The organism is Nitrospira sp. BLG_2 (assembly GCF_049222245.1).
Window position 1 is genome coordinate 1 of record NZ_JBLYIG010000431.1, and the last position, 5,950, is coordinate 5,950.

The window sequence follows — 5,950 nt, forward strand, 5'->3', positions numbered from 1 at the left end:
AGGGGACGGAGAACGAGCAGGAGAGAGAGGATGGAAAGACGGCGGCGGTTGCCGACGGGTTTCCCCAATATCCAGAGCCAACCCCCGCTCCGGCCACCCATACTTCTCCCACAACGCCCGGCGGGCACTCGCCGTGATTCATAGGGTTCACAATCCGCACATGAGTCTCTTCGAGAGGCTCCCCGCATCCGACCAAGGGCCGCGATCCGCGTTCCGATGCGGAGGACTCTCTAACGATCGAATCGGCCAATGCGTCGGCCTCAACATGCAAGACGCTCGGTTCCAACCCCGCCCGCTTCATCGTCACCAATAGCGTGGCTTCCGCGAGCCCATATCCCGGAGCAAAAGCCGTTCGTCGGAAGCCACGTGGACCAAAGGTGTCGATAAACTGATCAACCGTCTCCGGATGAATGGGTTCGGCCCCGCAACTGGCGACCATCCATGTGCTCAGGTCAGCCCCCCACTCTTTCTGTTGCCGCACTGCTCTGAGACAAGCCTCATAGCAAAAATTCGGTCCACCGCTATGAGTAATCCCGAACCGAGATACCGCCTCGAGCCAGCGCAACGGCCGTCGGAGAAACGTGACGGGCGACATGAGATAGGCAGGAATACCGGAATAGAACGGGGCGATGATTCCGTGCAGCAATCCATAATCATGGAAATATGGCAACCAGCAGAGGGACCGGCTACTGTCCGATACTTCTCCGGCCAGGCTCAAAGCCCTGCAGTGAGAGAGTACGTTCTCGTGGCTGATCATGACGCCGCGAGGAACGGCCGTCGACCCTGAGGTATATTGCAAATAGGCAAGGATGGAGCTGTGATGCTGTGGCGACTCAACCGAATCGGCGGAATTGTATGGTTGATCCGTCGCCATCCACTTGATCACACCCGTCTCGTTGGGAATCAAAAGCTCCGAAGAGAGAGCCGTAATACCTGAGGTCGTGAGCACCAACGATATCTGAGCATCCGCAATAATGTTGCGCAGCCTCGGCAGACCATATTTTCGCCTGATGGAGTCAGGAGCTGGGGCGGGAACAGGCACGAGACCGGCGCGAATACATGCCCAAAAGGCGCATGCGGCATCGACCCCCTGCGGGTAGAGCAGAAGAGCGTGGGCTCCTGGGTGGCCCTCGCGAGCGAGACGTCCGGCAAGCGAACGCACCTTGCATTCAAGCTGGCCATAGGTCAGTTGAATCTCAAGCTCAAGGTTGTCGCGAATCAAGGCATAGGCAAGCTCATTCGGCTGTTGCCTGCATCGATGTTCGAAGAGATCGGCGAGGTTATGGATAGCCCGAGGAGCAAGTTCAGGCATGTATGCGGGACACCCAGTCTTCTATTCTGAATCCTATTTAACCGTTATCGGCTACCGTTCACCGAGGATTAGAGTAGTGTGACTGATAACAAATTCAAAGAATTTCTACGTTTCCAACCGCATAGGAATTCTCTTCCTGACCGTTCATGCGTCGTCGAAGCGGTGGAGTAGGTGTGAACAAGACCGTTGTTCAAGGTGTAATTAGTCAACACTAATGTAATGAACTGAAGCGAGGTTTTGTCGCATTCTGCGTCAATAGGTGGAAACAGCTCTGGGGGGTTTTTCGTCAATCACCACCCTAATCCCCTGCACACGGCTCTGCCGAATGACATAAGCCATTGATAAGACGTACCATATAGTCGCTGCGCATCACGAAATGGTGGCACGCTGATCGCAAGAGTGGATTATCGAGGAGAGACAAATGCTTATCGGGAGGGTAGTGTTGTGCGCCGCATTAGTTGGTTTATCAGGGTTGGGATTCAGCAATATCGGAGTGCAAGATCTCGCTGTTTCCCCCAAGGGAGGCGATCCGGTCAGTGGGCGGGAAATCTATGTGAATACCTGCATTCGATGTCATGGAATCGACGGCAAAGGTGTCCTCGAAGTCAAGCTTGTTCCGCCTCCCGCTGACCTGACCTCGCCCGCCGTTCAGAGGAGGCTCGACGGGACCCTATTTCGACGAATTCACGAAGGCAAACCGAATACTGCTATGGGCGCGTGGAAGCACAGTCTCTCTGATGAAGAAATTTGGGATATCTTGGCGTATGTGCGTACGTTCGGGACCGAACTTGGCGGGCAACCATGATGAATCCAATGGGCAAAAGATGTCTCACACGGATTGCGACAAAATACGATCAACCTCATTCATGGATGAGGAAGCATCTCTGATGTGAAGGAATGAGGATCTATTTATGGGCCGACCGTCGAGTGCAGCCATCGTGCTTCTGAGTATGCTACTGGTGACGATCAGTTGTGTCCCACCTCCGCGAGTGACGGGGAATGAGGAGACAGCTGGTCGTTACCACATGGAGTCAGCGGTCGACGCGTTGTTTGCTCCGCCGTCGCCTGAAGCCATTCCAGGTGATTTGAGAGGCGAACAGATTCGATTAGGCTACGAGATGGTCGTCAATACACAAGAGTACGGGAAACGGTATGTTGGAAACGCGCTCAACTGCTCCAATTGTCATCTGGATGGGGGACTCAATCCGAATGCCGCATCCTTCGTCGGTGTCAGTGTGCTCTATCCACAGTACCGTGAACGAGCCGGCCGACAGGTGACTCTGACTGATCGAATCAACGAGTGTTTCGAACGCAGTATGAACGGCAAGTCTCTGCCGTCCGACAGCGTGAAACTGACGGCTATTGTCGCGTACATCGAATGGTTATCACAGAATATGCCGCCCGGTAGCGCGGTGCCATGGAGAGGAATCCCGCGTCTCAATTCGACCCACCACCCTGATCCTCTTAACGGCAAGAAGGTGTACGAAAAGAAATGTGTCTTCTGCCATGGGTCCGATGGGCAGGGGACAAGGGGCGGGCCACCTGTGTGGGGACCGCGTTCGTACAACATTGGCGCGGACATGGCGAGGACCATCGTGGCGGCCTCATTTATCAAGGCCAACATGCCGCGAGGCTGGGGGTGGACGGTGACGGATGATGAAGCCATCGATGCCGCATCGTATATCAATGCTCAGTCTCGACCGGACTTTCCCGACAAGATCCATGATTGGCCCAAGGGCAACAAGCCGTCGGATGCACCCTATTGAGCATTAGGTATTTCGTTAACCGTGAAAGAACGGAGTTAAGGACTGTGCGGGCAGCGGCGAAACTTTCGAGACATGGTGCGACATGAAACTCACCGCGACCTTTCACGGCGGGACGCGCTACGACATTGTGAGCGGCCCGCATCGAATTATCACTGACCAGGCGGTGGAGGACGGTGGACAGGATGCCGGGATGGGGCCTGTTGAACTCTTTGTTGGGTCCGTCGCGAGTTGTGTCGCGTACTTCGTCGGGCAATTCTGCGTGAGGCACGGTATTCCTCGAGACGGCTTGACGGTTGATGCGGAATGGACCTTGGCCGAAGGTCCCCACCGCGTTGGTCGTATCGACGTCGGAATTCATCTTCCTCACCGAATCACCGCTGAGCAAAGAGAGCGACTCTTGAGGGTCGCGCACGGCTGTACAGTGCATCAGTCCATTACTGTGGCGCCGAGCATCGGGATCAAGCTGAATCCGCCCGCACATCAGTCATTCAACGTGTCATGAGGTTCACGTCGTGCCGAATAAGGCACGGCACGTTTGTGAACGACGCCGAGATGGTGAGGCGGCAGTGTCTCCGTGAAAACAAAGCCGGAGGACTTTTTCAACAGCTGGCGAAGAGATCATCGACCGAAGGAGGGACAAAGATGGGGTTGAAAGCAATCGGGAGAGCGATTGCAGCCGTCCTGACTCTGACAGGATTGGTCCTATGTCACGATAGATCTTTCGGGGGTGATCAAGCCGGTGCCAAGGATCTTCTCCAACATGCTTGTGTGCAGTGTCATCGGTTGGAAGGGACGGCTGATTCTCGGTTCAACCTCCGGGCTCCCGACTTGATTTGGGCCGGCAGTAAATATCAGCGCCCGTGGCTCATCCAGTGGCTGACCGGCAAGGAGGTGCCGCTCTATGCGAAGGGATATCGGTGGGATCTTAGCGAGGGTCCGATGAAGCACCCCGCCGTGACGGAGGCCGAGGCAAATGCCATCGCCGACTATTTTGAAAAACACAACATTGATCCGCGGGTTAAAGTCGGGGCCTTCGATGTCTCCAAGATCAGTAAGTTCGACGTCACCTTCGGCGGTATGGCTTACAAAGCACACGCCTGTCTCGGATGTCACACGATCGAAGAGAACGGACGACTGATCGGAGGACCTCAGAGCACGGCGCTTCAAAACGCGGGACAGCGGTACAACCCGGACTGGCTGTATCGTTTCGGCCAAAATCCTCAGGACTTCATCATCCATACCGGAGAATTCCTGGCTGACGCGACCGAGCCGCAATTGCGGGCGGTGATCGGATTCCTTGCTGTGCAAGGCGTCAAGGATTTCAAATATTACGAGCCGTGGACGAGTCAGGAGTTTGCCAACGCGAACGTTGATAGGGGAAAGGTACTATACAAGGCATATTGCGCCCAGTGCCACGGCTTCACCGGCAAAGGCGACGGTCCCGCCGCAGCGGGATTAGAGCCGAAACCGGCCATCCACGCCAACATGCCCTTCGAGAAGCTTCCGATCGAGTACCTTTATAATGTGATCAATCACGGCGGGCCGGCCGTCGGCAAGTCGCCCAACATGCCGTATTGGGGGCTGACCATCGGGCAGCAGGGTGTGGCGGATGTGATCGCCTATGTGAAGGTGACATTCAAAGGAATACCGGATGTCGCCGCTGCTGCAGGACGAGTTCAGAATGGTGTCTGCGTGCAGCCGCGCAAGACGGCCAAAGCGCCGGAAGACTTCTTGGTCAAGGCGAGCCCGTTATCATCGTCCCCGCGTACAATCAAGGCAGGAAAAGAGTTGTTTCTCAGAACGGCGCAGCCTATCGCTTGCATGATGTGCCACGGCGAGCAAGGTGACGGCAACGGACTGATGGGCGCGGCTCTGGAGCCACCGCCGAGAAACTTTACCTGTGGAACGATGATGAGGGATATTCCTGATGGTCAACTATTCTGGATTATCAAGAATGGTTCGCCTGGAACCGGCATGATGTCGTTTGCGTCGTTGCCGGATGAACAAGTATGGCAACTGATCCACTATATCAGGAGTCTTGCGAAGTGACAGACTCTTTAAGAGATAAGGACATGGCATAAGCGGAGCTGATGGTGAATGGCCGATGGCTTGAGCGGTTCAACCGTTGTCACGAAGTGTCGCCGATGTTTGCCGTGCGATACGCTATAAGCCATGCGCTGTCGGCTCATTGCATTCATAACGGAGGACGACATGGCGACATTCATTATTTCCGGCAGTCGAGGGACCGATGACCCCACAATGGCAACCTTGCCGTTCATGGCGGCCAAGACAGCCAAAGAGCAAGGGCATGATGTAGTGCTGTGGCTGTGGAACGAGGCCGTTACGTTGGGTAGAAAGGGTGTGGCTGATCACGTGATCGGCGTGAACCTCACTCCGTTAAAAGAGCTTCTCGCTTTCGTTCAGACGGCTGGTGTGTCGATCTGGGTCTGCGGCGCTTGTGCCGTGGCCAGACAAATCGGCGGAGGAGACCTGGTGTCCGGAGCGTCTCTTAAAGGTATGCCGGATTACATCAAGGCCGTGGCTGAGCGCGATCGGAACGTGATGTTCTAAGCCTTGTTGACTGAGTCCTTTCGAGTCGCTTTGTCTCTAACCGCCAATAAGTGGAATGCTTCTCTGCCTAGATGGGCTAGGCTGGGAATCCGCAAATCGAGGAGGGTATTGTGATGAGAAAAGGACTGTCAGTCGTTATCGCGATGGTTGCCGTAGGATGTAGCGGAGTGGCCCAAAAGGTAATGAGCGCGGAACCAACGAGTCCGGCCGTCGGATACGAGATTCATGTCCAAGCGCCGCATATGATGGCGGACGGGACGCCGGGCGGTCCATTCCATCATTATTGCAAGGGCATTTCCGA

General features: G+C 55.4%; 6 protein-coding genes and 1 pseudogene. 6 read left to right on the forward strand and 1 reads right to left on the reverse strand.

Features of this window, described 5'->3' with window-relative positions:
- Positions 1 to 1,312: AMP-binding protein (locus tag ACOSYY_RS11850; RefSeq protein WP_421662597.1), on the reverse strand; the 1,312-nt coding region annotated here is incomplete at its 3' end.
- A gap of 421 nt (positions 1,313 to 1,733) precedes the next feature.
- On the opposite strand from ACOSYY_RS11850, the gene ACOSYY_RS11855 reads away from it, so the two are divergent.
- From ACOSYY_RS11855 to ACOSYY_RS11880, 6 genes and pseudogenes are all read left to right on the forward strand, one after another.
- Complete coding sequence (locus tag ACOSYY_RS11855) at positions 1,734 to 2,117, forward strand: c-type cytochrome (protein ID WP_421662599.1); 384 nt, start codon at positions 1,734 to 1,736, stop codon at positions 2,115 to 2,117.
- A gap of 106 nt (positions 2,118 to 2,223) precedes the next feature.
- Positions 2,224 to 3,078 (forward strand): c-type cytochrome, encoded by an 855-nt coding sequence (locus ACOSYY_RS11860; protein ID WP_421662600.1) that lies wholly within the window; start codon positions 2,224 to 2,226, stop codon positions 3,076 to 3,078.
- 82 nt (positions 3,079 to 3,160) lie between these two features.
- On the forward strand, positions 3,161 to 3,580 hold the full coding sequence (locus ACOSYY_RS11865) for an OsmC family protein (RefSeq protein ID WP_421662601.1): 420 nt from the start codon (positions 3,161 to 3,163) through the stop codon (positions 3,578 to 3,580).
- Between the two features lie 140 nt (positions 3,581 to 3,720).
- Positions 3,721 to 5,127: a c-type cytochrome gene (locus ACOSYY_RS11870; RefSeq protein ID WP_421662602.1), complete on the forward strand. Its 1,407-nt coding sequence runs from the start codon at positions 3,721 to 3,723 to the stop codon at positions 5,125 to 5,127.
- Positions 5,128 to 5,289: 162 nt separating this feature from the next.
- A complete protein-coding gene (locus ACOSYY_RS11875; RefSeq protein WP_421662603.1) occupies positions 5,290 to 5,649 on the forward strand; it encodes a DsrE family protein in 360 nt (119 codons plus the stop codon).
- A 113-nt stretch (positions 5,650 to 5,762) separates the two neighbouring features.
- Positions 5,763 to 5,950, forward strand: a pseudogene (locus ACOSYY_RS11880) (hypothetical protein); the annotation flags it as partial.

Bases quoted from the DNA above. Each gene is read 5' to 3' on its own strand.
- ACOSYY_RS11855 (WP_421662599.1), top strand. From the start codon at position 1,734: ATGCTTATCGGGAGGGTAGTGTTGTGCGCCGCATTAGTTGGTTTATCA.
- ACOSYY_RS11870 (WP_421662602.1), top strand. From the start codon at position 3,721: ATGGGGTTGAAAGCAATCGGGAGAGCGATTGCAGCCGTCCTGACTCTG.
- ACOSYY_RS11860 (WP_421662600.1), top strand. From the start codon at position 2,224: ATGGGCCGACCGTCGAGTGCAGCCATCGTGCTTCTGAGTATGCTACTG.
- ACOSYY_RS11865 (WP_421662601.1), top strand. From the start codon at position 3,161: ATGAAACTCACCGCGACCTTTCACGGCGGGACGCGCTACGACATTGTG.
- ACOSYY_RS11875 (WP_421662603.1), top strand. From the start codon at position 5,290: ATGGCGACATTCATTATTTCCGGCAGTCGAGGGACCGATGACCCCACA.